This window comes from Planctobacterium marinum (assembly GCF_036322805.1).
GTDB lineage: Bacteria > Pseudomonadota > Gammaproteobacteria > Enterobacterales > Alteromonadaceae > Planctobacterium > Planctobacterium marinum_A.
Map to the genome: position 1 here is coordinate 2,879,788 of NZ_AP027272.1, position 26,413 is coordinate 2,906,200.

The 26,413-nt window shown below is 46.0% G+C and carries 28 protein-coding genes and 1 pseudogene; 13 read left to right on the forward strand and 16 right to left on the reverse strand.

The features are described 5' to 3' along the window. Nucleotides 1-5: 5 nt before the first annotated feature. Both AABA75_RS12880 and AABA75_RS12885 read right to left on the reverse strand, forming a co-directional pair. Nucleotides 6-866, reverse strand: a complete 861-nt coding sequence (locus AABA75_RS12880) for an ion transporter (protein WP_338293013.1) — start codon at nt 864-866, stop codon at nt 6-8. A gap of 137 nt (nt 867-1,003) precedes the next feature. Further along, nucleotides 1,004-2,887 (reverse strand): DUF885 domain-containing protein, encoded by a 1,884-nt coding sequence (locus AABA75_RS12885; protein WP_338293014.1) that lies wholly within the window; start codon nt 2,885-2,887, stop codon nt 1,004-1,006. Nucleotides 2,888-3,238: 351 nt separating this feature from the next. Here AABA75_RS12885 and AABA75_RS12890 point away from each other — a divergent pair, with 351 nt between their 5' ends. Continuing rightward, nucleotides 3,239-3,697: a DUF3299 domain-containing protein gene (locus tag AABA75_RS12890; RefSeq protein ID WP_338293015.1), complete on the forward strand. Its 459-nt coding sequence runs from the start codon at nt 3,239-3,241 to the stop codon at nt 3,695-3,697. Between the two features lie 2 nt (nt 3,698-3,699). Further along, nucleotides 3,700-4,167 (forward strand): hypothetical protein, encoded by a 468-nt coding sequence (locus tag AABA75_RS12895; protein WP_338293016.1) that lies wholly within the window; start codon nt 3,700-3,702, stop codon nt 4,165-4,167. Between the two features lie 12 nt (nt 4,168-4,179). Here the strand turns inward: AABA75_RS12895 and AABA75_RS12900 are convergent, their stop codons facing one another. Further along, nucleotides 4,180-4,590 carry a MerC domain-containing protein gene (locus tag AABA75_RS12900; RefSeq protein WP_338293017.1) on the reverse strand — a complete coding sequence of 137 codons (411 nt, stop codon included), beginning with the start codon at nt 4,588-4,590 and terminating at the stop codon, nt 4,180-4,182. 14 nt (nt 4,591-4,604) lie between these two features. Then, nucleotides 4,605-5,075: a Fur family transcriptional regulator gene (locus tag AABA75_RS12905; RefSeq protein WP_338293018.1), complete on the reverse strand. Its 471-nt coding sequence runs from the start codon at nt 5,073-5,075 to the stop codon at nt 4,605-4,607. 157 nt (nt 5,076-5,232) lie between these two features. On the opposite strand from AABA75_RS12905, the pseudogene AABA75_RS12910 reads away from it, so the two are divergent. Continuing rightward, nucleotides 5,233-7,658 (forward strand): annotated as a pseudogene (locus AABA75_RS12910) (TonB-dependent receptor). 32 nt (nt 7,659-7,690) lie between these two features. Next, the gene (locus AABA75_RS12915; protein WP_338293019.1) at nt 7,691-9,106 is read left to right on the forward strand and encodes a 5-methyltetrahydrofolate--homocysteine methyltransferase; all 1,416 of its coding nucleotides are present in this window, start codon (nt 7,691-7,693) and stop codon (nt 9,104-9,106) included. Nucleotides 9,107-9,156: 50 nt separating this feature from the next. Here the strand turns inward: AABA75_RS12915 and AABA75_RS12920 are convergent, their stop codons facing one another. Next, nucleotides 9,157-9,525 carry a hypothetical protein gene (locus AABA75_RS12920; protein WP_338293020.1) on the reverse strand — a complete coding sequence of 123 codons (369 nt, stop codon included), beginning with the start codon at nt 9,523-9,525 and terminating at the stop codon, nt 9,157-9,159. Between the two features lie 33 nt (nt 9,526-9,558). Then, on the reverse strand, nt 9,559-9,726 hold the full coding sequence (locus AABA75_RS12925) for a hypothetical protein (protein WP_338293021.1): 168 nt from the start codon (nt 9,724-9,726) through the stop codon (nt 9,559-9,561). 71 nt (nt 9,727-9,797) lie between these two features. Between AABA75_RS12925 and AABA75_RS12930 the strand changes: the two genes are divergently transcribed. Beyond that, nucleotides 9,798-10,220 (forward strand): DUF1801 domain-containing protein, encoded by a 423-nt coding sequence (locus tag AABA75_RS12930; RefSeq protein WP_338293022.1) that lies wholly within the window; start codon nt 9,798-9,800, stop codon nt 10,218-10,220. On the opposite strand, the gene AABA75_RS12935 is transcribed toward AABA75_RS12930, so the two are convergent. The 3 genes from AABA75_RS12935 to AABA75_RS12945 all read right to left on the reverse strand — a co-directional run bounded on the left by AABA75_RS12935 (nt 10,217) and on the right by AABA75_RS12945 (nt 12,544). Then, nucleotides 10,217-11,563 (reverse strand): class II 3-deoxy-7-phosphoheptulonate synthase, encoded by a 1,347-nt coding sequence (locus AABA75_RS12935; RefSeq protein WP_338293023.1) that lies wholly within the window; start codon nt 11,561-11,563, stop codon nt 10,217-10,219. The genes AABA75_RS12930 and AABA75_RS12935 overlap by 4 nt on opposite strands. A gap of 144 nt (nt 11,564-11,707) precedes the next feature. Next, a complete protein-coding gene (locus tag AABA75_RS12940; protein WP_338293024.1) occupies nt 11,708-12,166 on the reverse strand; it encodes a low molecular weight protein-tyrosine-phosphatase in 459 nt (152 codons plus the stop codon). A gap of 15 nt (nt 12,167-12,181) precedes the next feature. Continuing rightward, nucleotides 12,182-12,544 carry a nucleoside triphosphate pyrophosphohydrolase family protein gene (locus AABA75_RS12945; RefSeq protein ID WP_338293025.1) on the reverse strand — a complete coding sequence of 121 codons (363 nt, stop codon included), beginning with the start codon at nt 12,542-12,544 and terminating at the stop codon, nt 12,182-12,184. 105 nt (nt 12,545-12,649) lie between these two features. On the opposite strand from AABA75_RS12945, the gene AABA75_RS12950 reads away from it, so the two are divergent. Beyond that, nucleotides 12,650-13,060: a DUF3429 domain-containing protein gene (locus AABA75_RS12950; RefSeq protein ID WP_338293026.1), complete on the forward strand. Its 411-nt coding sequence runs from the start codon at nt 12,650-12,652 to the stop codon at nt 13,058-13,060. 11 nt (nt 13,061-13,071) lie between these two features. Here AABA75_RS12950 and AABA75_RS12955 read toward each other — a convergent pair whose 3' ends face one another. Continuing rightward, nucleotides 13,072-14,028 (reverse strand): glutathione S-transferase family protein, encoded by a 957-nt coding sequence (locus AABA75_RS12955; protein WP_338293027.1) that lies wholly within the window; start codon nt 14,026-14,028, stop codon nt 13,072-13,074. A 161-nt stretch (nt 14,029-14,189) separates the two neighbouring features. Here AABA75_RS12955 and AABA75_RS12960 point away from each other — a divergent pair, with 161 nt between their 5' ends. Next, a complete protein-coding gene (locus AABA75_RS12960; RefSeq protein WP_338293028.1) occupies nt 14,190-15,164 on the forward strand; it encodes an ion channel in 975 nt (324 codons plus the stop codon). Here the strand turns inward: AABA75_RS12960 and lhgO are convergent. Continuing rightward, a complete protein-coding gene (gene lhgO, locus AABA75_RS12965) occupies nt 15,161-16,357 on the reverse strand; it encodes an L-2-hydroxyglutarate oxidase (RefSeq protein ID WP_338293029.1) in 1,197 nt (398 codons plus the stop codon). The genes AABA75_RS12960 and lhgO overlap by 4 nt on opposite strands. Nucleotides 16,358-16,488: 131 nt before the next feature. Between lhgO and tcdA the strand changes: the two genes are divergently transcribed. From tcdA to AABA75_RS12980, 3 genes are all read left to right on the forward strand, one after another. After that, complete coding sequence (tcdA, locus tag AABA75_RS12970) at nt 16,489-17,277, forward strand: tRNA cyclic N6-threonylcarbamoyladenosine(37) synthase TcdA (protein WP_338293030.1); 789 nt, start codon at nt 16,489-16,491, stop codon at nt 17,275-17,277. Nucleotides 17,278-17,351: 74 nt separating this feature from the next. After that, nucleotides 17,352-18,203: a flagellar motor protein MotB gene (locus AABA75_RS12975; protein WP_338293031.1), complete on the forward strand. Its 852-nt coding sequence runs from the start codon at nt 17,352-17,354 to the stop codon at nt 18,201-18,203. Continuing rightward, on the forward strand, nt 18,200-18,994 hold the full coding sequence (locus AABA75_RS12980) for a motility protein A (RefSeq protein WP_338293032.1): 795 nt from the start codon (nt 18,200-18,202) through the stop codon (nt 18,992-18,994). The genes AABA75_RS12975 and AABA75_RS12980 overlap by 4 nt, the downstream gene beginning before the upstream one ends. Here the strand turns inward: AABA75_RS12980 and AABA75_RS12985 are convergent. After that, entirely contained in the window at nt 18,975-19,505 is a 531-nt protein-coding gene (locus tag AABA75_RS12985; RefSeq protein WP_338293033.1) for a DUF6942 family protein, read from the reverse strand. The two genes, AABA75_RS12980 and AABA75_RS12985, sit on opposite strands and share 20 nt — an antisense overlap. Nucleotides 19,506-19,602: 97 nt before the next feature. Here AABA75_RS12985 and AABA75_RS12990 point away from each other — a divergent pair, with 97 nt between their 5' ends. Together AABA75_RS12990 and AABA75_RS12995 are read left to right on the forward strand one after the other, a co-directional pair. After that, nucleotides 19,603-20,073 (forward strand): DUF4442 domain-containing protein, encoded by a 471-nt coding sequence (locus tag AABA75_RS12990; RefSeq protein WP_338293034.1) that lies wholly within the window; start codon nt 19,603-19,605, stop codon nt 20,071-20,073. Between the two features lie 57 nt (nt 20,074-20,130). Beyond that, nucleotides 20,131-20,607 carry a nuclear transport factor 2 family protein gene (locus AABA75_RS12995; RefSeq protein ID WP_338293035.1) on the forward strand — a complete coding sequence of 159 codons (477 nt, stop codon included), beginning with the start codon at nt 20,131-20,133 and terminating at the stop codon, nt 20,605-20,607. Nucleotides 20,608-20,612: 5 nt separating this feature from the next. Here AABA75_RS12995 and AABA75_RS13000 read toward each other — a convergent pair whose 3' ends face one another. Further along, nucleotides 20,613-21,494 (reverse strand): LysR substrate-binding domain-containing protein, encoded by an 882-nt coding sequence (locus AABA75_RS13000; protein ID WP_338293036.1) that lies wholly within the window; start codon nt 21,492-21,494, stop codon nt 20,613-20,615. A 212-nt stretch (nt 21,495-21,706) separates the two neighbouring features. Here AABA75_RS13000 and katG point away from each other — a divergent pair, with 212 nt between their 5' ends. Beyond that, on the forward strand, nt 21,707-23,962 hold the full coding sequence (gene katG / locus AABA75_RS13005; RefSeq protein WP_338293037.1) for a catalase/peroxidase HPI: 2,256 nt from the start codon (nt 21,707-21,709) through the stop codon (nt 23,960-23,962). A 65-nt stretch (nt 23,963-24,027) separates the two neighbouring features. On the opposite strand, the gene AABA75_RS13010 is transcribed toward katG, so the two are convergent. The 3 genes from AABA75_RS13010 to AABA75_RS13020 form a co-directional block, all read right to left on the reverse strand. Beyond that, nucleotides 24,028-24,780 carry a substrate-binding periplasmic protein gene (locus tag AABA75_RS13010; protein ID WP_338293038.1) on the reverse strand — a complete coding sequence of 251 codons (753 nt, stop codon included), beginning with the start codon at nt 24,778-24,780 and terminating at the stop codon, nt 24,028-24,030. 316 nt (nt 24,781-25,096) lie between these two features. Beyond that, complete coding sequence (locus tag AABA75_RS13015) at nt 25,097-25,513, reverse strand: group 1 truncated hemoglobin (RefSeq protein WP_338293039.1); 417 nt, start codon at nt 25,511-25,513, stop codon at nt 25,097-25,099. Nucleotides 25,514-25,517: 4 nt separating this feature from the next. Next, a complete protein-coding gene (locus tag AABA75_RS13020) occupies nt 25,518-26,375 on the reverse strand; it encodes a DUF3034 family protein (RefSeq protein WP_338293040.1) in 858 nt (285 codons plus the stop codon). Nucleotides 26,376-26,413 lie beyond the last annotated feature (38 nt).

A 26,413-nucleotide genomic window follows, 5' to 3' on the forward strand; every position in this document is an offset into this window, starting at 1 on the left:
TAGATTTATTTATTCATTTTCTTTTGCAGCTGTTGTTGCATGGCGCTCAGCTGGTCTTGCAAGGCCGCGATTTGCTCACTCAGCTGTTCATTTTCTTCATGAGCAAATTCTTTTAACTCGGCTTTATCTTCCTTTCTAGAATCCACCTGAGCCATCTGCATAGCATCCACGATAATACCGATAAACAAGTTGAGTACGGCAAAACTGGTAACAATGATGAAGGGAATAAAAAAGATACCTGACCAAGGAAAAATCTCCATGGTGGGCCTTACGATTCCCATCGACCAACTCTCTAAAGTCATTACCTGAAACAACGTATAAGCCGACGCACTAATAGAGCCGAACCATTCTTGCATATTGGGATCAGGGTGCTGCCCGAACAGCTTAGTGGCCAACACGGCGCATACATAAAATATTAACAATAATACCCCGATAACTGATGACATGCCGGGGATCGAATGTCCGAGAGCAGAAATCACCCGGCGCATTTGAGGCACAACGGACAACAGGCGTAATACCCGGAGAATACGGAAGGCCCGTAATACAGAGAGTGGCCCACTGGCAGGAACCCAGGCTATGCCCACAATCAGAAAATCGAAAACATTCCAACCAGATTTAAAAAAATGACCTCGGTAAGCATATAACTTGAGTAAGATCTCAATGGTAAAAATTGAAAGTAACGTGGTGTCAGTCCATTTTAATAACTGTCCATATTCCACCTGAATACCCTTGTCAGTTTCAAGGCCCAAAGTAACAGCATTCAACAATATCAGTGCGATGATAGTGCGCATGACTACCGCACTTTCGATAAAAACAGCAACCTTGCGTCTGCGTTCACTAAGTGTATCAAGGGAAACGGGGTACATGAATCATCCTGGCATATCTTAACTATAGCCAGATATGTGTTTAGATCTTTATGGATTCAAGTGATTAACAAGTATAAAAAACTAAAAAAAGCGGCCCAAAAGGCCGCTTCCATTTTTATGTCTAGACTGGCTTAAACCTAGGCTTTAGATTCAGCAATCCAGTTATCAACGATTCTTTCAAGTACCGAAAGAGGTACAGCACCGCCACCCAAAATCACATCATGGAAATCGCGATAATCAAATTTATCACCCAACTCGGATTGCGCTTTGGCCAGTAACTCCTGGATTTTCAGCATACCAATTTTATAACTGGTGGCCTGCCCTGGTAATACCAGGTAACGACGCACCTCAGAACGAGCCTGCTCTTCTGTAATAGCAGAGTTCTCTTTGAAATAGTCAACAGCTTGCTGCTCAGTCCAACCTTTCGCATGTAAGCCCGTATCCAATACTAAGCGAATAGCACGCCACATTTCAGAACCCAAACGACCGAATTCCGATAGTGGATCTTGATAAGTTCCGGGCATTTGCTTCGCTAACCACTCGGTGTAAAGCGCCCATCCTTCGATATAAGCAGTGAAGCCAGCTTGGGTGCGGAATGTAGGTACTCCCTCCAGTTCCTGGGCGATGGCAATTTGCATGTGGTGCCCCGGCAAACCTTCATGATAAGCAATTACCTCAAGTTCGCGTTTTGGCATGGCCGTCATGTCAGACAAATGCGCGTAGTAGGTACCCGGGCGCGAACCATCTGGTGTAGAAGGATAGTAGTGCTGGGCCGCACCATCTTGCTCACGGAATGGCTCTACGCGTTTAACTACCATGTCAGCCTTAGGCAAGATACCAAAATAATCAGGTAACATACTCTTAATGTTATCAATAGCAGCAGTAGCATCATCAATATAGCCCTGACGTCCTTCGTCGGTGTTAGGGTAGTACAAACGCTCGTCGTCTTTAGTATCACGCAAGAATACGAAATATTCAGCCAATGAGCCTTCGAAGCCAAAAGCATCTTTTGCCGCAATCATTTCTTTGCGCAAGCGGGCCACTTCTTTAAGACCAATTTCGTGGATCTCATCGGCAGTAAGCGAAGTCGTAGTTTGGTTAGCAAGACGCTCATTGTAATAAGCGACACCATTCGGTAATGCACTTACCCCCTGAGCTTGTTGGCTGGCGTTAACTTGATCTTCTTTTTGCCAGGCAATTACTTTTTCATACGCAGGCTTGAAATAAGTTAGTAAGTAATCCTTTGCCTGACTAGTTAACGCATCCGCAGTAGCCTGATCAATTTCTTCTTTTTCAACTAACCCGGCAATCTTAGTTTTAGTTGCACTCCAAATAGAGCTGTCTTCCCCGTCGTCAAAAGGGGCACCGGTAATAATCGCTTGAGAGGACTTTATAACTTCTTCAAACGCAAAATATGGTGGACGCACGCCCTCTTTGGCGGCTTTTTTGGAGCCTTCGATTAACTGCTCTAATGCGCGCCCTGTTTCTTTTAGACGATTGATGAAATTATCCATATCGCCTTTGTTTTCGACGTTATGGAAGGAAATCAACAAAGTGGGGAAAAAGGTTTGTACGGCGTTCATTTGCTCGAAAACGTAGCCATTGTAGCGGAACTCATCGCCAGCCAACTCGGCTTCTGCCTGATGTACCCAAACGTCATAAGAAATTTTGGCATCGTCTGTCAGCTTGTTGTAATCAAACGACGTTTTTAACTCTTCCAGATTCTTGCGCGTAAAGGCCAGGTTTTCTTCAAGCGCCGCTTCAGACATCTGATCGATTTCCCCTTGGCGCTCCTTGCGGCCAAGGAAAGCGAGTTGAATTGGGCTACGCATGATGCCCTCTTCGTATTTTTCTTCGAACCATGCGTTCAGCCTGGCGGTTTCCGTCTGATTTTGTTCCGTACTGGGTGCAGTAGTCTGTTCAGCTGATGCAGTAACTTGTTGTGTTTGTTGAGCAGTTTGATTTTCACTGCAACCCATCAACGCCAAAGCGACGACAGAAGCAAGAATAGTAGGTTTCATGTTTTTATCCGTTTTTATAGTGAGGAGATGACGCTAGCCGGATGCCCGCGCTTTTGCAATTAATAGCAATCAATTTTTACAAAAAAAACGCCAGTTTGTCCCTTCTTTTTTAATTAAACCGGTTAATTGGGGCAGAATCAGGTACCAGGATAACTACACAGCACCATATTGTTATGATATAACACTTTTATTTATATCTTTTTCGCTGTGCAAAATTTTCCTAAAACATTGTTTTTGATTTCTCCTCCCCTTCCCATAATTCGAACACTGATGTTGCTGGGATTGCTGACCTTGATTTCTTGTCCTACGCCAGGTAGTTCAATTTTTCGTGACATTGAATGGATTGAGCTGATGCCAGAAGACGATCTTCAAGCCCTGCTCAACCCTCCTGAATCGCTGTTTGAAATTGAGGATGGCTCTGCTCAAGACTCCTTTGATGACTTTAATCAGCAGAATTTTGAGGACGAACAAAGCCAACGTTTTCAAGCAGCGCTCAATTCTGCGCGTGTGGTGAAAGAAATGGCTGAGCAACAAATCAGGATCCCGGGTTTTCTTGTGCCTCTTGAAGCGATTAATGAGGATGCGGTAATTGAGTTTTTTATCGTGCCTTATTTTGGTGCTTGTTTACATCTCCCCCCTCCTCCGCCAAACCAAATCATTTATGCGAAAAGCGAAAAAGGTGTTAAATTACAAAGCCTGAACCAACCGTTTTGGTTTTCTGGCACGCTTAAAATAGAGATACAGGGGAACGCAATGGGCACGTCGGCCTATCTTTTACATGGTATTGAGGTGGTGCCCTATGAGGATTGAGCATGAGACCAAACAAAAAATTTAGCACTTACACAACTTTGTTTATCGCCTGCTTTAGCACGTTTTCGGCTAATCTCAATGCATGCGATCTGCATGCTGCCGGTGGCTTTGGCAACTTTCCAATGATGCCGCCACCCCATTCTTCTGCATTTAAACAGTCACTCATAGTCGAACCCATCACATTAAAGCACGCCAAAAAAGTGATGGTTTCCAGCGGCAAAGACGCCGCGATATTGTTTTCTTATCGAGTGCCGAAAGGCTACGATAATGTTGCTATCAGTTTTAGCGGACCGCAAGAAGTTAATTTTCCTGAAGCCAGAACCATCTATCCTAAACAGGGCAATGGCGTATTCCGGATGAAGTACAGCGCCGCTAAAAAAGGCCGCTATTCGATGAAAATTCACATAAAAGCGAATCAGGACAACCACTCTGTTTCACGCTATCAAAGCGTTGAAATATATGCTGGCTAACTTAATTCAGCGTTAAGTTTGCCAATCAGTGACTCGCTCTTGGTTGTCAGGGCAGCGCAAATGAAGATTGAGCACATGGCTCAATGCCACTAAAACCGCACCCAGTGCAGTAAGCAACACCGCTATGGACTTATCGCTGAGATCGTGTTCCAGCACGGCCGCGGCTAGTAAAATAATGAGTCCCAGTCCACCAATAATCAGACTGCGTAAGTGTTTGTGCACGCGATAGCCCATTGCCAGTGAGACCAGGCTAATTGGCACCACGGCAAATAACAAACCAAGGTGCAGGAGTTCGCCCTCGAGGAATGCTAAAGCCGGCAACGCTGGCAGCGTTACAAGGAGAAATGGCGTAGCGATACAATGCACTAAACACAACACTGAAAGCCCGACGGCGGCTTTATCGCCTAACGTTAACAACTTCATTAAATCTTTCTCTCTTAACTATTTTGGCTTGTCTGACAGGACGCACAGCGCCCGATAATTTCTAACTGATGACCGTTTGGCGTAAACTTAGTTTTACCTATTGCACACCCCAGCTGCTCGATAAACTCATTGGTGCTGCATATTTCACTAACCTGCTCACACTCATCACAAATCAAAAAGAGCGAATAAGGATGCTGATGGTTATCACAATCCTGTTTGCAGGCTATAAACTTATTGGTGGACTCTAATTTATGTGCCAGATTAGCCGAAGTCAGAAACTCCAGAATGCGATACACTGACATGGCTTTGATGGCGGGTGTAGTAAGCTTGTTGTATTCGCTGGTGATCTCATAGGCAGATACCGGACGCGAACTCTGCAACAAAACTTGTAATACCCTTTGTCGCTTGGTCGAGAGTTCTCTCCCCAATTGCTTGCACACGCTTTCAGCCACTTCAAGTGCGCAGTCCAGTTGTGCTTCATTCATAACGCAATAACCTGACAGCCACGGCATTCAATTGCCATTTCCGCTTTCCACTTAACTGAGTCCAACACTATTTCCTGGAAACTATTTACACTGGATATTGTTACAATATAACATAACCCTTAATCGTTACAATATATCATTACAGTTAAGAGGTTAAATGTACAGAGTTACTAAAATCGCCGCAATGCTTGCTTCCATACTCCCGGTTAGCTTGATGGCTCAAACACTTCAGGGAGTTGTTCAGGATAAAGACGGTAGCGCTGTGGCTAATGCGGAAGTGGAAATTGAAGGTATTGGCAAAACCGTTGTCACTGATGATTCAGGTCGTTTTGAAGTAGACGGGCTGCCCGAAGGTATCAACGAACTACATATTGTCGCCCCGGGTTTTGCGCATTTGCATCAGGATATCAATGTGACTGAGCAACAAGACCTGTCGATGACCTTCACGGTACAACGCTCCGCAATCGAAGTTATTGATATTGTTGCCACACCTATTCACATGTCAGCCATGGAGTCAGCTGCGCCAGTCAGTGTATTAGGTGGAGAGGCTCTGCGACGTCAGCAAGCCGCCACTTTAGGTGATAGCCTGGAAAAAATTGCCGGTGTACATACAAATTTCCATGCAAATGTCGCCAGTACCCCTGTGATACGTGGTTTGAGTGGTCCGCGGGTATTGATCGCACAAAACGGATTAGATGTGAGCGATGTTTCAAGAGTCGGTCCTGACCATGCTGTCGCATCAGAAGCCTCAACGGCACAGCAAATAGAAGTACTTCGAGGTCCCGCCACACTATTTTACGGCAGTGGTGCTATTGGTGGTGTCGTTAACGTAGTAGATGGACGCATCCCGCTTGATAACACCACTCGCGGTGAATGGTTGCTGGAGTCCAATTCGGTGGATGAAAAAAACTCGCTTCTTTTAATCTGACTACAGGCGTTAAAAACATCGGTTTTTATCTGGATGGTTATTGGCGCGAATCTAAAGATTACGAAGTCCCTGTGGCCCCAGAAGTTGAAGATGCTCATGATGAGCACGATCATCAAGATGATCATGACTCCCACGACTACGTGGTCAGCAACAGTGCCGAAGAATCCAAAGGCTTTACCTTGGGTACCAGCGTGGCTTTTGACGGAGGTTATTTTGGCGTTGCTGTTGAGCGATTTGAGCGTGAATATGGTATTCCGGGACATTCTCACGGTGGCGATGAGGAAATCAACGTTACAGCTGATTTAGAACAAACTCGTATTCAGCTAAAAGGTGAACACAACCTCAACAACGATTATGTCAATACTGTGAGGTTATCTGGTGGTTTCACTGAATATGAACATGCTGAAATTGAGCTAGGTGTCGCTGGCACCATCTTCGAAAACGACTCCAGTGAACTGAAAGTCGATGTGTTACACAAACCCTTCGCCGACTGGAATGGCGCTGTTAGCTTCCATTTCAAGCGCAGTAAAGTCGCGGCCGAAGGTGAAGAAGCCTTCACCCCTCCATCCGAAGAAGAAACCCTTGCTCTGTCTATTATGGAAGAAAAGCACTTCGGTGATGTGTTACTACAGGTCGGAGCCAGGGTAGAACGCGTTAAATTACAGGCAGAAAATGTCTTGCTTCCCGAGCTTGAAACCCATGCTCACCATGACGAAGAAGAAGAAGATCACGGCCATGACCATGAGCACGATCATGACCACGGTGACGACATTAGTGTTACCCGCGTCTTCTCTGCCGATCACGACTTTACACCGGTCAGTCTTTCTGCTGGTCTGGTTTGGGACTTTACTCCGGGATACAACCTTGGACTATCGGTATCACGCTCTGAGCGCGCCCCCTCTGCTTCTGAATTATTGTCTTTCGGCCCGCACATAGGCACACGCTCTTATGAAGTAGGCGCCTTATTCGCACTGCACGAACACGAAGACGAAATGCACATCGAATTAACGGAAGAAGTGATTGATCTGGAAACGGCTAATAATATCGATCTGACACTACGCAAAACTCAGGGCGATTTTGGTTTCATATTCAACCTATTCTATAACAAGGTGGGCAATTACTACTACCAGGTCAATACAGGATTATTTGCCGAAAGCGGACACGATCATGATCACGGCGATGAGCACGACGAACACACTGACGAATTGCCAGTGTACTTGTTCCGTACTGACGACGTCGTTTTGCATGGTTTTGAACTGCAAGCCGCATGGCAAATCAATGACAGCTTCAAAACCACCTTCTTCTCTGATTACGTTCGCGCTCGCTTGCAGGATGGCGGTGATCTACCAAGAACTTCGCCAATGCGCTTTGGTACGACGTTAAGCTATGAGCAGAACAACATCAGTGCTCAACTTGATATCACTCGTTATCAGGAACAAAACCGCATTGCAGCGGAAGAGACAGAGACCGACGGTTACACCTTGGTTGATTTCAATGTGTCCTATGACCTACCAATTCTAGAGCAAGACATTCAACTCTACTTGAAAGGAAAGAACCTCACCGACACCGAAGCTCGTGTGCACACTTCGTTTCTTAAAGACATCGCCCCTCGCCCGGGTCGCAGCATCGCTGTTGGTATCCAGGGTTTCTTCTGATTGAAAAAAAAATATAAACAGGAATTTAAACAATGACTAAATCATTCCCCTTAAACCTTATCGCGCTTGCACTGGGCAGTGTATTTTTAACCGGCTGTGGCGATGCCGAAACCACTATTATTGAACAAGATCCCATTGTGGTTGAAGCCCCCGACGACGGGCATGATCACGATGATGATGGGCACGACGACCACGGAGATGACATTGTCATCGAATCGTTGGGCAGAATGGCTGTACTTTCTGAAGATAGCGCCACGGCAACCATTATTGACCTTGATGATGCTGAGGTTTTAGACAGCTTTACGTTAACACATGCTTCAAACAGACTGTCTTCCTCTCCGGGTTATCGCTATGTTGTTGTTGCTAGCCGTGATAACGATTACGTGGGCTTCATCGATGGTGGGCTCTGGCGTGAAGATCACGCTGACCATCTGCACGATTATGAGCAAAGTCCGGCATTGAGTGACTTCGAGCTTATGGGTAGCCGCCCAACGCATTTAGTTAGCCACGATGGGCAATTGGCGATATTCTATGATGGCGATGCAAACTCCAGTATACCAGCCATGGTACAGGTACTCACAGATACTGACATCAGCGTTGAAAATGGGACTTTGCCGACGGTAAATTACGACATCAACATGCATGGTGTAGCTGAGCCTCGCGGAGAACACCTGCTATCCACAGTGCGTAGAGACGACGCGGAAAGCACCTCAAATGCCAAAATATTGCCTGACCAGGTTGCTGTCTACCACTGGCACGATGGTGAATATGAGCAAGAGCAAATTCTGGAAGTCGCTTGCCCGGACCTGCACGGTGCTGCTCAAAACCATGAATTTGTTGTATTTGGTTGCAGTGACGGCATTTTGGTTGCCCACCAACACGATGATGAGTACGAAGCCGAAAAGATTGCTAACGTCGAAGGTATGGAAGGCATGCGAGTAGGCAATATTTACGGTCATGAAGCCAGTGAATCTTTCATTGGTGTCGCTTCTGCTCACGGTGGTGCCCACTCGGTATTACTGAGCATCAATCCAGAAGAAAACGAAATGGAAGTGCTGGAATGGCAACCTGAGGAAGATGCCAGTGTCGTTGCTTACAGTTTCTCTGCGGACGGCGAGCACTTTATGGTGTTAGACAGCCACGGTCACCTCAATATTCTGGAGACACATGAGCACGATGGCCACATGCATTGGGAATTAGCGGGTCAAATAGAGATCTCTTCTGAGGACCTGTCTATGATGCCGGAAGGCTTATCTTTCAGCATGGCCGTCGCACAAAGTGGCGAATATGTATATGTGGCTGACCCAATCGCACAGCACATTTTGCAAATCCACCTTGAAGATATGGAAGTTGAAGGTGATATGGAGTTAGATTTTGCACCTAAGAGCATTGTCTGGCTGGGTATCGCTGAAGAGTATGATCACGAAGATGGTCACACTCACGACTAAATAGAACAGCCGCCACGATGTTTCGTGGCGGCCTTTTTAAAATCAATCGGCTATAACCAACGTTTCACAGCTTCTACTGTATCAAAAGGCGAAGTGTTAAACGCCATTTTGGCCTTCGGTGCCAGTTCACTAATGCTGTTCAAAATAATTTCAAATAATACCAGATGCTCGGGATCAGTTCGCACACCAGCTCCTACCAATACTACATCGTATTGTTTTTCCTTTAGCGCCTCGCTGAGCACCTGCTTTGCGGTTTCGCCAGTGTCCGTTAGACACCAGGCGGCATCTATGCCCTCTGCTTGTAATGCAGCAACCCCTGCATTGAGGCCGTTTAGTAGTTTTTCAGGCGACAACTCAGGCCATTTTTGATAATCCACTACATCGGGGTGGAGTCCTACGAGTAATACATTTTTTTGCATCGGCTTTTATCCCTCTACCTTCAAAGAGTTGATTCAATCACCCTGTGGCGCATCTTGAAGATTAATTTTCTTTAGCTCATCCCATAATGCGATAGCCCGCTCTACGGCATATTGCATATCTTCTTTCACTTCTGGATTGGCAAACATAGAAGCGTAAATTTGCGCGGCGGTGTTATACACAAATTCTTTTTCTGACAGCATGGTGTAAATCCCTAAATTATTTGAAATCAAGTATAGTTGTAGCAGTCAAACAAAAGTGAGTCGAGGAAAATATGTCACAGCTAATCGACACCGACATAGACAACTACCTGAGCAGCCTGAAAAATAAAACTCGGGAAAAAGATGCTCGCATGTTACTGCCGCTAATGGAAAAAGCTTCGGGTTATAAAGCACACCTGGCGGGCACCATGATTGGGTTTGGGCAATATCATTACGAATATGATTCTGGTCATAGCGGCGATTGGTTTGTCACCGGGTATGCACCACGGGCTCAAAATACCGTGGTTTACATCATGCCGGGTTTTGATGATTTTGAAGATTTGTTAGCGCAATTAGGCAAACACAAGCTGGGCAAATCTTGCCTTTACTTAGGAGCTTTAAAGAATATTAATCTGGAGATTTTGATGGAGATGGTGAGCAAATCGGTAGCGACGATGCAGTCGCGCTACGACTGCATCCCCTACCCTAAGTCTTAAACAGACTTGCGCAAATGATCAGAAACCAGAAACGCCAGCTCCAACACCTGGTCGGCATTTAATCGTGGGTCACACTGAGTCTTATAGCACTCGGCCAGGTCAGCATCACTGATTTGGTAAGCACCACCAGTACATTCGGTTACGTGCTGACCGGTCATCTCCAGATGAATACCACCAGCGTGTGTGCCTTCTGCGTCATGAGCGGCAAAGAACTGCTGAATTTCACGTAGAATGTCATCAAAATTACGGGTTTTGTAGCCGCTAGAAGAGTTCTTAGTGTTGCCATGCATGGGATCAGAGCTCCACACCACATGACGGCCTTCCGCTTTAACCCGGCGTAACAACGCTGGCAAATTTTGCTCCAGGTTATCAGCACCCATTCGCGTGATCAGCGTCAGACGTCCCGGCGTGTTATCTGGATTTAAGGCATCAATCAAGGAGATCAACTCATCCCCTTGCATAGACGGCCCCACTTTAACACCGATGGGGTTGTGGATACCGCGGAAGAATTCTACGTGAGCATGATCCAGCTGGCGGGTACGTTCACCAATCCACAGCATGTGCGCGGAACAGTTGTACCACTTGTCTGTTAAAGTATCCACTCTGGTCAGTGCCTGCTCGTAATTCAACAACAATGCCTCATGGGAGGTATACAATGAAGTCTCACGCAAACCCGCGGTATTATCAGAATTAAGCCCAATCACTTCCATAAAAGACAAGGTGTCCTGAATGCGGCGGGACATATCCAGATAACGTTCTTTTAATGGATTATTCTCTACAAACGCCATATTCCATTTATTGACCTTGTGCAGATCCGCTAACCCCCCTTGCGCAAAAGCACGCAAGAGGTTAAGGGTCGACGCTGAGCGATGGTAAGCATCAATCATACGCTGCGGATCCGGAATACGCGCTTCAGGCGTAAAAGGGAAACTATTTATAATATCACCGCGGTAGCTGGGCAGAGACACACCGTCTCGAGTCTCCATATCTGCCGAGCGCGGCTTGGCATATTGCCCTGCCATTCGCGCGACTTTGGTCACATGACAACGTCCGGCAAAAGTCAGCACTATCGCCATCTGCAAGATGACTTTGAAGGTATCGCGAATTTTCGGCGCGTTGAACTCATCAAAGGATTCAGCACAATCACCACCTTGTAGCAAAAAGCCATTACCTTGTGAAATATTAGCCAGCTCAGAAAAAAGGTGACGGGTTTCCTCAGCAAACACCAGCGGCGGAAATCGCTTCAACTCAGATTCAACTTGAGTCAGCTTCGCTGCATCTTGATATTGGGGTTGTTGCAAAATTGGGAAATCACGCCATGTGTCTGGCTGCCATTGTTTCACGAGAATTACTACCTGTTGTGATGTTTAAAAAGGAGCCAAACTACAACATGAATAAAACGGCGATTCAAGAGATAACCTCCTAAAAATCGCGTTTTATTAGAATATTTTCATCAAAGATTTAAAAACCGTATCTAAAAATGCTAATCAGGCGTTTTGCAGGCGACTTATCAATGCCCTTGATGCATTCTCAACCAGATCTAAAACACGCTCAAAACCGGCGTCGCCACCATAATAAGGGTCCGGTACTTCTTGTTCCGCGTCGTCACTTAAGCTCAAAAACAGCTGCACCTTGTGCTGGTATTCATCAGGGCAAAGGTCCTGCAAATCCCTCAAATTAGCTTTATCCATCGCAAAAATAAGATCAAAGTACTGAAAGTCGGACTGTTTTACTTTTCGCGAATACTGCCCCTGGAAGTTGTAACCGCGCTTTTTGCCATGCTGCATACTGCGACTGTCGGGATTTTCTCCCGCATGGGTAGCGATGGTGCCTGCAGAGTCAATTTCCACTTTTAAGCCAGCGTCCTTGGCCATTTTTCGAAACACCGCCTCGGCTGTGGGAGAACGGCAAATGTTACCAAGACAAACAAACAGTACTTTTTTCATCGTACCTTTCTCCTCTCATTGACCTTCAGGTTTGTCGGCTCTTGCCTGAGCGTTTTCATTACTGTACTGAAAGTTTTTATAACGCGTACCCAGTTTATTGATATTCGCTTCAAGGCACTGCTCGCGGCTGATACCTAATCCCTGACGCAAACCTTCCATGTAAAACTCCAGATCCCCAAGCTCTTCAATTACGTTTTCCAGATCCAACTCTTTGCGATAAATCACTTGTTTTTTGATGGCGTCTAACAGCTCACCTGCTTCACCACTAATACCGATGGCCATGTGCATTAAATGGGCGTCTTCGGCATTTAGCTCGGCTGCAATTTGTTCACCCGGCTTGGCCAGAGCCTTAACCATATCAGAATGAGAAATCGTCATTGTTACTCCTTTTGTGTTTTTGCTCAGCATAGAAAAATGTGTGAAGAGATACAATGCTAGTGTTTTTACGTATCGATATTAAATGCCATAAAGTAAGAACACAAAATGATGACAAAACACATGAACTTTTTAGGTGCGGCGGGATTGATTCCGTTTGCGGGTTTACCCTTGTTGGTACTGATGCAACTGGTGTCTGTGTATGAAGGCGTTGCCTGGTTCACAATATACAGCGCGCTTATTCTGTCGTTTTTGGGTGGTATTCATTGGTATGACGCGCTCAACAGAACATCTTCAGTAAGCCAGCTCTATATTGCCATGCTTCCCAGTATCACCGCTTTTACCGTATTACTATTCACCCAAGGTGCGACAACATTAATACTGCTTAAAGTGAGCTTTTTAGCCCTGCTGTTTTACGATTTTAGGCAGCTGCAAATGAACGCCCATTACCTGCGTTTAAGAACGCTGTTAACGGGCGTGGTTATTGGTTGTCACATTGCCATGTTATGGCTCAGTTAACCCTTTGCTTACTAACGCTGCCAAGGTCCATCGAGGTTTAACTCTGGTCCTACCGGGATAACCTGAGTGGGGTTGATCATAGTATGGCTGTAGTAATAGTGGCGTTTGATGTGCTCAAGGTTCACCGTTTCTGCAATCCCGGGATATTGGTAAAGTTCCCGCAGATAATTTGACAAATTGGGGTAATCTTCTATGCGCTTGATATTGCACTTAAAATGCCCCACATAAACAGCGTCAAAGCGCACCAGCGTGGTAAACAAGCGCCAATCCCCTTCAGTGATCTGAGTCCCAACGAGATAGCGCTGTTTAGACAGAATATCCTCCACCTTATCCAAGGCACTAAATAACGCCGCAACCGCCTCACTGTAGGCTTCTTGCGTCGTGGCAAAGCCGGATTTGTAAACGCCATTATTAATGTTGTCGTAAACGAAATCATTAATTTCATCAATCTCGCTGCGCAATGCTTCAGGATAGTAGTCATCGCTATTACCCGTGAGTTCATCAAACGCCGAATTGAAAATACGCAGGATTTGCGACGATTCATTATTGACGATTTGTTGTGTCTTTTTGTCCCATAACAATGGTACGGTAACACGAGTAGTTATCTCTGGCTCTGCGCGAGTGTATATTTCATGCAGATGACTCGCCCCGAAAAGGTGATCCTCGGTCGCCTCAGGAAACGGATTCTCCGCTGTGGCAAATTGCCAACCTTTGTCTAGCATATCAGGATGCACTACCGAAACCGAGATATGCTCCTCCAGCTGTTTCAGTTTGCGTAATATCAATGTTCTATGAGCCCACGGACAAGCCAAACTGACGTATAAATGATAACGCCCGCTTTGTGCCTGAAACTCAGAATCCGGTCCAATCGAATGAGTAAATTGCGATGCCTGACGGACAAATTTTCCGCCGCTCTTTTTAGTGTCGTACCACTGATCTTGCCATTTACCGTCAACTAATAAGCCCATAAAAAATCCTCCTGTATTTGATGTTGTCATTCAATCATCTTAATCCATTAACAAAAAGTGCAAAGAATGGCGCAATTCATTCGAATTATTAGAAAGTTGTTGCTGCTTGTATTATGGAAATGCTGCTACACTTAAAAAAAACATAAACATCATTAACTTGCATGAGCGATAAATGTAAATACCAGTCACAATGCGGCGAATCCTGTACCGAAAATGATCTCGGCTCTGGCTACTGTTTCTGGCACGATCCACATGTTGATAAAAGTGGCATGAACCTGGCAGAACGATTGGAAGCCCACATCCGAAGAGGTGGCACGTCGAAAGGGTTAAAGCTCAAACGGGTTAATTTGGCCGGCATTAATCTGGTTAATCGCAGCTCCAAACACGGCTTTGATTTATCTGAATGTGATTTATACCGCGCCAATATGAAGGGTGCACACCTGTTTAACCTGACATTGCGCAATGGTTCTTTAATGAAAGCCAACCTCAATGAAGCTAATTTGCACTGCGCCGATCTGCAAGGCACCAATTTGCTGGGCACCAAGCTGGAAGGCGCGCGTATTGATAACATCAATGTCGGTGAGAAGCTGTTACAGGAAGGTATCGCACTAAAGAAAAAGAAAGAGCACGACGAAGATGCTGCGGAAGACAATTTTGAGCAATCTGAAGAAATTTATCGCAATCTGCGCAAACGCGCCGAAGACCAAGGCCTGTTCCAGTTAGCCGGACAGTTTGGCTACAAAGAGCTCATTATGCGCCGCTATCAACTTGAGCCGTGGTCGTTTAAATGGATATTCTCAATGCTGGTAGACAAGCTTTGTGGCTACGGAGAAAAACCCGAAAATACCGTGATTTTTTCCATGTTTCTGATCCTCATCAGCGCCATAATGTATTTTGTCTTTGGTGTGAATCACGGTTCGGAGCGCCTGCAACTGGATTTTTCCGCAGGACTGGGGGAAAACATTACCACCTTTTTTATGACCTTGTATTACAGCGTGGTGACCTTCACCACGCTGGGGTACGGAGACATCACCCCTTTCGGCGTCACGCGCTTTTTTGCCGCACTGGAAGCCTTTATTGGCAGTTTTACTATCGCTTTATTCGTAGTGGTATTTGTAAAGCGCATGACCCGCTAGAGTTTGTCTTTTAACTTATCAAAAATGGCATCTGCAATTGGTAGCGCTGATGTCGCAGCCGGTGAAGGCGCATTGCCCACATGTAAACTACGCTGGGTATGGGCAAAGCGAAAATCGTGAATAAGTTCGCCATTATCAGACACAGCCTGGGCCCTGATCCCTGAGGGGTATGGCAACAAATCTTCAATGGCGATTTGTGGGCAGTACTTTTGCACTAAACTCAGATAAGCTCGTTTGTTCACGGAATTGCGGAATTCCTCAAGTCCAGATCGCCAATTGTTACGCACCACTTTGCGAAAGCCGGAATAACGCACCATATCCAGTAACTCATTGAGCTGTAATTGGGTTTTGTTATAGGCCTCTTTGCCCAGAGCCAACACCGCGTTAGGCCCTACCGTGACATAACCGCCAATCATGAGGGTTAAATGCACTCCCAGAAAAGGTAACTCGGGATCGGGCACGGGATAAATCAGGTGTTTTACCAGCTTGTTGTATTTATCCGTTAATCTAAAATACTCCCCCTTAAAAGGAATAATTCGCCAATCAATATCCGGGAGTAATTGCCGAATCAACTCATCAGAGTAAACTCCGGCGCAATTCAATACTTGTTCGCAGTACAATTCGGTATCAGCTGTTTTAACGGCAACCCGCTGTTCGGTTTCATCCAAACCCAATACCGTAGAATCATACCTGACTTCGCCACCCGCTTGCTGGAACAAATGTAAGAAATGCTGAGTTAAGCGTTTATAATCGGTGATCCCGGTTTGTTTGACATAAATCGCCCCCACCCCAGCAACTGCGGATTCTTTTTGTTGCAACTGTTGCTGAGTCAATAACTGCGGCTGTAAATTATTTTGCTCACAGCGTTGATACAACGCCTGCATGCGCTGCTCTTCTTGCCCATCAGTCGCCACAATCAGTTTACCGCACTGAAGATAAGGCAAGTTGTACTGTTGGCACCATGCAATAGTCCTTTCCAAGCCTTCACGACAATAACGCGCTTTCAAGCTACCCGGCGCGTAATAAACACCGGCGTGGATCACGCCCGAATTTCGGCCTGTCTGGTGCATGGCAGGCTCAGACTCTTTTTCTAATAACAGGACTTTAAGGCCCGGTTTAGCCTGCATGACCTTTAATGCGCTGGCAGCTCCCACTATACCGCCGCCAATAATGATTAAATCGTAGTGGCTCAATCTTCTTTCCCTTTCACCTCAGTCCACCTTTTATATCGTTTATCGCAGCCACAGCCAAATATGTTGTGCTATTTTTGCAAAAAACTGGCAACTGGTTAGAATACCGCCTCATTTATTTCGGTGTGAGCTTTATGGATCTCTACAATCAGCGATTTGGCGGTATTGAACGCCTGTACGGTGAACAACAATTAACCTTTTTAAAGCGTGCTCATGTCTGCGTAGTGGGCATTGGTGGTGTCGGAAGCTGGACCGCCGAAGCACTTGCCCGTAGTGGCGTTGGTAAAATCACCCTGATTGACTTAGACGACATCTGCGTCACCAATACCAATCGTCAAATTCACGCATTAACCGATACCGTAGGACAAAATAAAGTTGATGTGATGGCACAGCGCATCAAACTCATCAACCCCGATTGCGAAGTGCACCCCATTATGGACTTCGTTACCGACAAGAATGTAGCAGAATATTTGAAAGACTTTGCTTACGTAGTTGACGCCACAGATAGCGTTAAAGCAAAAGCCGCCATGATAAACCACTGTAAACGCCAAAAGATACCGGTGATCACCGTGGGCGGTGCCGGTGGCCAGGTGGATCCCACCCAAATTACCGTCGGGGATTTAGCTAAAACCACACAAGATCCGCTTGCTGCAAAACTGCGCAGTTTCCTACGTCGTTTTTATGGCTTTAGCCAAAACACCAAGCGCAGATTTGGCGTGGAATGTGTTTACTCAACTGAACAGCTGCGCTACCCGGATGCCAAGGGCAATGTCAGCTATGCCAAACAAATGACTGGCGGTGTAAAACTGGACTGCAGTGGCGGTTTTGGTGCCGCTGTTACTGTTACTGCAACGTTTGGATTGGTCACCGCTTCGCGAGTAATTAACAAACTCATAGAGAAAAACTTCACCCAGATCAAATAACAAGCATATAACCAAGATTTTATTGCGACAGATTTGTTTGCCTCTCGACATTCAATTAAACTGGCTTATATGTTTTGAAAGCCACTAAACAAGCATTTGTGAACCGCAGCGACAACGAAGCGCTATTCGCCGCTCTTGAGAAGAAAAACAAAAAACAAGGATGGATGACTACTTTCGCAGATATGATGATGCTATTACTGTGCTTCTTTGTGCTGCTTTTTTCGTTTTCTCACACTAATCAACAAAAATTTAACTCAATATCCGCATCATTTTCACGGGCTTTTGGGTTGCCAGATAATGCCTGGCTGCTCCAACAAGAGGCAGCTAACAATACCGTTGAATTAGAAGCGGGAGACAGCTTACTGGGGACGCGACAATATCAACCCTCTTCTTCCCACGATATCCCCTCAGAAAAGGCAAAAGAATCCCCACCCGACGTGCTGCATACTTTGAAAAAACGCTTGCAACAGTCGTTTACAGGCGCTCCCGAGAAACGCGGTGTTATTTTTGATTTGCAAAGTAACGTATTGAAGATTCAACTAGATAGCACCATTGCGTACGCATCAGGTAGTGGTTTTTTGCAACCCAAAGCGGAGAAATACCTCCACGAAATAGCTTCATTGTTAATTGATATCCCCGGCAGTATTGAAGTAGTTGGTCATACAGACAACCAAGCGGTTGATAACGATCTGTACCAAAACAACGTTGAGCTGTCACTGGCCAGAGCGCAGGCAGTTGCCAATGTGTTAACACACAATTTACCTCAGCGTACTATAGCGATTAGTGGCAAAGGTGATTCACAGCCTATCGCTCAAAACAGCCACAAAGCTGGCAGGACACAAAACCGCCGGGTAGAAATCATTATAACTCATGGGCGCCACCCGATATCTTCTCTGCCACTACCAATCAAGGAAACGTCAAATTGAAACTGTTTCGTTCATTCTCACTGGAAAAAGGCGTTCTGGTTGGTGGTGTTTTGCTGCTGTCAGGGTTCTCTTTTGCCTTATTCATGAGCCAGGGTGCCCTGAATGTGTACTTTAGTGCGGCATCATTTTCTATCGTTGTGTTTGGTTCTCTAGGCGCAGTTTCCCTGAGTGTCAGGTTTGAGAACCTGAAAACATCAGTTGCTCACAGCAAGCACGCTTTCACGAAAAATACAGTTCACATCGAAGACAGCATTGAAACCTGTATCCATCTGGCTAATTTATATCGGAAGAAAGGAATTCTATCGCTGGAGGATGAAAAAATAGAGGATGACTATATTCAACATTGCGTTGACTTACTGTTAGACGGATATGACAGTGAAACCCTGGAAAACATGTTGAATAAAGAGATATTTTACGCCAGACAACGCCACGAAAAAACAATCGAAGTGTTGGAAATACTAGCGGAAACAACCCCCGCAATGGGAATGATTGGGACGCTAATCGGTTTAGTGGCGATGTTAAGTGGATTAACAACCCCAGACACAATCGGACAAGGGATGGCTGTTGCGTTGCTCACCACACTTTATGGTGCGGTGTTGGCAAACTGCTTATTGCTACCCATGGCCAGAAGAATGAATGAATACAGCAGCGAAGTGTTTATCCATCAATCACTGGTAAGAGACGCCATCATCAAAATAGCTAATAAAGAGCCCCCAAGAGCAATCTTTGAATTTCTACAAACCTATATTGAAAAGCACAAACGCCGAAGCATTAAAGAGTTGAATATTTAGCAATAAGCTCACTTAGAAACAGTATTTTCTGATTACTCAGTTGACGATAGTCAAAATAAGGACAAACTATCAAAGGCAATTCAGGGTGGATGGCAAAGTCCTTATTTAACCATTCCACCTTGCCCTCCAGGCCGCAAGATTTTGCCCAGGCTTTTCCCATTACAATATGTATCTGGTGGGCCTTAATCGTTCCCGACTCAGGTTTGCTGAACAGTAAGACACTGTTAGAATCAGCTCTTAACAGGCACTCATCACGCCACTGCTGCCAACTGCCATAACCTTGCAATTCATTGTGCAACTCAAGCTTTAATGCGAACACCAGTTTTGCATAGACATTGAATACTTTGCGCCAACCATTACCGCAAGCATCGCCGATCAGTTTTACCTCGCCATCTTGTAGGGCACGAATTCCATGTATTTGGGGAATATCCCGGTAATTGGGAATGTTTCCCATATAAACCCGAAAGCTCGCGTCAATATCCCCCAAACCAACGGGTAATGCCTGTTCCATTAATAAACCCTTACCTGATTAATCGATAACAATAATAGCGAGAAGGCAAAATTTAGCGTACCCTGCAACTGGTCTGACGTGTTAATGGATAATAATAATGAAGATGACACCCTCAAAATTGCGATTTTTACTCAATTACTGCTTCGGGCCCTACCTGGGTGCGGGCGTGAGAATCGAAACCTACAGCGCTGACTGGCGTTATTGCAAGGTTTCCATGAAGTTGCGTTGGTACAATCGCAATGCGGTAAATACTCATTTTGGTGGCAGTCTGTTTTCCATGACAGATCCCCACTTTATGTTGATGCTGATGAATATTCTGGGCAAGGATTACACGGTATGGGACAAAACCACGGAAATCGATTTTGTTGCCCCCGGTAAAGGAAAAGTCAGCGCCGAGTTTGTGATCACCGATGAAATGCTAAGAGATATCAAAGAAAAAACAGCGAATGGTGAGAAATACCTGCCCACCTATCACTTAAGCATCCTGGATGAACAACAAAAAACAGTCTGCAATTTGAAAAAGACGCTGTATATTAAAAAACGTCAAAACCAGCGAGCCCGATTTTAAAGCAGATTAAAACCATAACTAAAAATGGCGGCTTACCACCTGTTAAAGGAGTGATACATGCACCCCAATGAGCAACTCATTCACCAGTTTTACCAGAGCTTTCAAAAACTGGACGCAGAAGCGATGGCAGACTGCTATCACAAAGACATCGAATTCAGTGATCCGGCCTTCCCTGATTTAAAAGGAAAAATGGCCGGAAACATGTGGCGCATGCTCTGCTCCCAGGCCACAAATTTTGAGTTAAGCTACTCAGATGTGATGGCTGATGGCATGTCCGGCTCTGCTTATTGGCAAGCCAGCTATGATTTTTCCAAAACCGGCAGACGGGTACACAACAAAATTCAGGCCAGCTTTCTGTTTGAAGATGGCAAGATCATTCAGCACGTAGACAGCTTTAATTTTTGGCGCTGGAGTAAAATGGCTCTGGGTCCTGCCGGTTTGCTATTGGGCTGGTCTCCACTGTTGCGCAATAAAGTCTCAGGTATGGCAAATAAAAGCTTAAAACAATACTGCGAAAAGCATCAGCTGGTTTAGCAGCACTAATGATCAGAAACGACCTGTAGCGCTTCTACCAATTTTTCCATTACATCTTTCCTGGCGGAGGTTTTGCGCCACACAAGGCCGATGGTTCTTTTCGGTACGGGTTCGGTAAAGGGTATATACTTAATACCGGCCTCGTTTTCCTGAATAGCGATTTTCGGCATAAAAGTGATGCCCGTGCCCGCTTTCACCATCTGGCGCAGGGTTTCCAGTCCCGTTGCACGGAAGTCTTGTTCCTCCGCTAACCCCTGGCGTTCACAAATTTCCAAAGATTGATCCCGTAAACAGTGCCCTTCTTCCAACAACAGTAGCTTGTGTTTCTTCAGGCATTTTTGATCCACTGTATCTCTGCTTGCTAATTTGTGATCGGGTGCAACTGCAAGACAAAACTCATCCTCAAACAATTCCTGAGACACCATGTAATCATCATGCACTGGTAACGCCAATAAAGCCGCATCGATTTCACCATGGCGCAACTTATCCATTAAGAACAATGTCTTATCTTCGATGAGTATCAAACGCAATTTGGGCATCACCTTTTTCACTTTGGTGACGATGTCGGGAAATACATAAGTGGCCAGAGTGGGAAATGCCCCCAAGCGAAATTTACCAGCCAAGGGATCGCGAGAACTCTCGGCAATTTCCTGAATAGATTCAATTTCGCTCATCACTCTTCTGGCGTAGGTGGCTATCTGGCTCCCGGTTTCAGTAAGCATGACCCGCCGATTAGTGCGCTCGAACAAAACCACCCCCAACTGCTCTTCCAGCTTTTTTATCTGCCCACTCAAGGTGGGTTGGCTGACAAAACACTGTTCTGCTGCCTGGCCAAAATGCTCAAGATCTGCCACCGCCAAAAAGTACTGTAAGTCTTTGATATTCATAGTTCACCTGAATATATAGGCAATACCTATTATTTACATAGAAACAAACGATTCTGCGGAAGAATAAATAATTGATAACCTGAAAACAATAGGAACGACCGAATATTTCATGAGTTTCTAAGATCTAATCAGACTTTTTATCGGTATCAAAATTACACGAACAGAGACGAGCAAATAGTTTCTCGTTCGTCAACCCTACAAGAGGATTGAATATGAAAACGTCCAGGTTATTTAAAACGACTGCGCTGGCAAGTGTCATCGCATTATCACTTTCCCAAGCGGCAATCAGCGCAGAGTCAAGCAAGCCAGGCGGTACAGTGGGTATGGGCAAAGTGGCCCCCACACAGGCTAAATCGAACTTATTTTGGTGGCCGGACCAAATTGATTTGTCACCACTTCGTGATCACGATACGCGCTCTAATCCGCTGGGCGAAGACTTCGACTACGCCAAAGCCTTCAAAGCATTGGATTACGATGCCCTGAAATCAGATATCAACGATGTACTCACCGACTCCCAAGATTGGTGGCCTGCAGACTGGGGTAACTATGGTCCCTTCTTTATCAGAATGACCTGGCACGCCGCTGGTACTTACCGGACTCATGACGGCCGGGGCGGCGCAGGCGGTGGTCAACAACGCTTTGATCCACTCAACAGTTGGCCAGACAATGGCAACCTGGACAAGGCTCGCAGATTACTTTGGCCGGTGAAACAAAAATACGGTGAAAGTATTTCCTGGGGTGATTTGATTGTGCTCGCCGGTAACGTTGCACTAGAAAACATGGGCTTTCAAACCTACGGCTTTGCAGCAGGTAGAGACGATGACTGGGAGCCAGATATGGTGTATTGGGGCCCTGAAGTGGAAATGCTGGCCAGTGACCGCAGAGATACAGATGGCAAGTTGAAAAAACCGCTGGCAGCAGTGCACATGGGACTCATTTACGTGAACCCCGAAGGTCCGGGCGGTAAACCCGATCCGCTGGGTTCGGCCAAAAACATCAGAGAATCCTTTGGTCGCATGGCCATGAACGACGAAGAAACCTTGGCGTTAATCGCTGGTGGCCACACCTTTGGTAAAATGCACGGCGCCCACAAAGCGTCGGAATGTGTTGCAGCGGAACCGGGCGCGGCCCCTATCGAGGATCAAGGATTTGGCTGGAAAAACAAATGTGGCAAAGGTCACTCTGAAGATACAGTAACCAGTGGCCTGGAGGGAGCATGGACACAAGCCCCTACACGCTGGACTTCCTTGTACCTGGAAAATCTGCTTAAGTTTGACTGGAAACAAACCCGTAGCCCGGCCGGGGCTATTCAGTGGATCCCTACCGATGAATCGCTACACAAATCTGTTCCCGATGCTCACATTAAAGGGAAATATAACCCGCCGGTGATGACTACTGCGGATCTGGCACTGAAGTTTGATCCGGAGTACCGTAAAATCGCAGAGCGTTTTCGCGCCAATCCAGAAGAGTATCGCCTGGCATTCGCCAAAGCCTGGTACAAACTAACTCACCGAGATATGGGACCTAAAGCCAACTTCTGGGGCAGTGAAGTACCTGAGGAAGAGCACATTTGGATGGATCCCATCCCTGCAGCCGATTACAAAACGGTATCAGACCGAGACGTAAAGAAACTGAAAAAAGCAATTCTGGATTCAGGTCTTACGGTTTCAGAACTGGTGCGCGTGGCATGGGCATCAGCGTCCACCTACAGGGATTCAGACATGCGCGGGGGCGCCAATGGTGCACGTATCGCTTTAGCCCCCCAAAAGGACTGGCCAGTTAACAACCCGGCAGAAGTACAAAAAGTACTAGGCAAGCTGCAAGACATCAAACAGGACTTTGATGGCAAGCGCAAAAAAGTATCATTGGCGGATCTGATTGTATTAGGCGGTGCAGCCGCTATTGAAAAAGCCGCTAAAGATGCAGGAGTAGAAGTATCAGTACCCTTTGCACCGGGACGCGGTGACGCAATTCAAGCACAAACAGACGTAAACTCGTTCTCCTTCCTCGAACCGAAAGCGGATGGCTTCCGGAATTACTACAGTGAGGGCTATTACAAATCTCCGACTGATGCCCTCATCGATAAAGCCGATCAGCTGGCGTTGACCGTACCTGAAATGACCGTTTTAGTGGGTGGCTTGCGTGCTTTGGACGCCAATACAGATAATGCTCAACACGGTGTATTCACCGACAAGCCAGGTACGCTGAATAACGACTTCTTCGTTAACTTGCTGGATATGTCTACTCAATGGCGAAAAACCGATAACCCGGGACTCTATGAGGGCGTGGACAGAAAAAGCGGCGCGGTTAAATACACGGCCACACCGGTAGATTTGATTTTCGGCTCCAGTTCTGAGTTACGTGCAGTTGCGGAAGTGTATGCTTTTGACGGCAGCCACGAACGCTTTGTAAACGACTTCGTTGCCGCTTGGGTAAAAGTTATGCAGGCTGATAGATTTGAACTCTAATCCGGTTCAAAATTCATAACTTTTAAATGGGACACCTTGGGTGTCCCGTTAATTTATCCCGTTTGTTATTTCAAACCCCATTTTGTTTTAAGCTTTTGCAGTTTTCCGCTGACTTTTAACTTATCCAGTGCCCTCTTAAAACGGCTCACCAGCTCAGGCTGGCTGTCTTTTTGAAAAGCGATGGACAACTCGCTGTCCAAATCTTTCGCTCGATGAACCTGTTGCACAAAACTCTCTGGAAGGTTTAACTTCTTCAGTGCGGGTAACATTGCAGTTTCAGCGGCGATAATGATATCTGCGCGCCCTTTGATCAGCATATTCACGCGATTTGCTTCACTGACATTGCTATCCCCTCCCCCCATAACATACAAACTGGAAAACCCGTTGCTACGTAGCAGTTGATGAGTGGTGGCTTCTTTCACCACAGCAATTCGATATTGTTGAAAATCCGACAGGATATCTGAGCTTACGATGCCCGACTGTGACAAACTCCAGAAATACAGCGTTTCCGTAGCAATGCTGCCCACCCAAGCAAAGAGCGGCTCTCTCTTGGGTGTGCGGCCTATGGAAAAAATCATGGTATCGGGAGTGGTAAGTGCATTTTGGTATGCCACCGCCCAGGGTAATAACTCAATCTGCAATTCATCTCCAGTGATAGCAGCGAGCTCATTAACCACATCGATACTGTATCCGGTTAGCTGATTATCTGCATCCAATTGCTGGTATGGGAAGAACAGCTCTGTAACCACATTTACCGGGCGTGCGTTCACCACCCCGCAGAAATACAACGTGATAAGGAACAAAATCCCTCTTCGCATAATCAACAGTACCTATGCCAGAATCTTAAATACTCAATAGTCATTAGCATAACGCCGTTACAGAAAGTTGCCAATGTTGTCGGCATCTTTGCACTAATACTTTAGGATAATAAAAGAGAGGACAGAAAGGTGGTTTCCCACCTTTCCAGGGAGACGCACTGAGTGCTTGCAGGTTCACTACGCCTGCACAATCACTATACTGAATAATGTTCCTTCGCAAAGCACCTGAGTGACGTATGGCTAGTTTGCTGACACGAGTGGCAGATCTGTGGGATAAACCGGGTATGGCCTTCCTGTGGAGACTTTAATATCCGGCCTATTTTATATAGAGCATCTCATCCCGAGTGGGTGCCATTACCGCAAGAACCTTGTTCTGCAAGGGGTGTGGCACTCCTGCGTCAGTCATGGCATTGATAAACAAATCGACACCGTGATTAAAATCACTTTCGTTCAGGTTCATCCCGGTATGTACTTCTGCCATAGTATCGCCGGTATACTCGCACCCCCCGCCAGTTAATGAGCACAAGTGTTCATTGAGCTTTTCTCTGAAGCGAGCGATATCGGAACCCCGAAAATAGCTGAGCATGATGTCATCCCTTTCAATTTCAGTAATAAAGTTATCCACTATATCGGAAACCTTAGATGCTCCACCTAGCTCCTGATACAAAGACTGCTGCGTAGTGGCACAAGCGCTGAGTAAAACCAAGCTTATAACGATTAATAATTGCTTCATAAGATCACCAAATTTGCCCGCTGATTGACAGATACAATCCATTTTGGTCCTGAACGCCAGCAATGCTACCCAGCTTGGCATAGGCCAAGGTGACATTAACATCTTTTGATGGAATCCAGGCAATGAAGACATCCTTCCAATCATCCTCTCCTAGCCCTAAGTTGTCTGGTTTTTGCCGGTATTCTATTCCAACAGCGAAATGCCTTGAGAGTAGCACGCCCAGCGAACCTTCGAACATAACTTCATAATCATCGTCATCCACTTGACCAAAGCCCAAAAGACCGGTTTGATTCGCTTTGGTGGCCCTCAATGTGGTGTTCCACACCGTGTTGTAACCAAAAAAGCCCCCCAGATGTACTTTGGTAGCCGCGATATAAAAATCAGTACCACTGTCCGCGTTATCAGCACCTACTGCCGCAGCTATGGCTCCATCATCCAACACTTTATGCTGTAATCCGACACTCACTTGTGGCCAATCACTGTAGACAACATCACCATAAATTCGGTATTTGAGGCCATAAATATTCTGTTTTATTTCTGCGCCTAAAGGCTCTACATCGAATTTGTGCTGGGCGATACTGATTTCTATCCGATCGTAAAAGGACAAACTAGCCCCCAACACATCCAGCTGAAAATCATCGACATTAACCCGGGTATAAAACGCCGTTGCCGCCACCTGATCGCGACTGTCATATCCCGCCAACGTTGCCCAGGGTACGATACCCCCACCTCCCGAGCCTTCCAGCATATTCAGCCCTGCTGTACCAATCAATTTTCCCGTTGCAGCCTGTATTACCGGGCTTGCCAGCAATATCAGCAAAAGAAAGAATGGTCTTGTGCATCGATTGTTGTTTTTCACCATCAAGTTACTCGTTAGTTTGATTCAGTTATTCATTGGTC